At 49.4% G+C, this 243-nt stretch carries 1 tRNA gene and 1 rRNA gene; both read right to left on the reverse strand.

The features are described from left to right. Positions 1-2: 2 nt before the first annotated feature. A tRNA-Val gene (locus tag LZ480_RS19785) sits at positions 3-78 on the reverse strand. Between the two features lie 9 nt (positions 79-87). Then, positions 88-203 (reverse strand): 5S ribosomal RNA (rrf, locus tag LZ480_RS19790). Between the last annotated feature and the right edge of the window lie 40 nt (positions 204-243).

Consider the following 243-nt stretch of genomic DNA (forward strand, 5'->3'; position numbering starts at 1 on the left):
AATGGTGGAGGATGACGGGCTCGAACCGCCGACCCCCTGCTTGTAAGGCAGGTGCTCTCCCAGCTGAGCTAATCCTCCTGGGTAATAACCTAGCGACGTCCTACTCTCACAGGGGGAAACCCCCAACTACCATCGGCGCTAAAGAGCTTAACTTCTGTGTTCGGTATGGGAACAGGTGTGACCTCTTTGCCATCATCACTAGATTAATTTGAAAGAATTATTCTTTCAAAACTGGATAAACGT

Source organism: Solibacillus palustris (assembly GCF_022549215.1).
In the GTDB taxonomy this organism is placed as follows: Bacteria; Bacillota; Bacilli; order Bacillales_A; family Planococcaceae; genus Solibacillus; species Solibacillus daqui.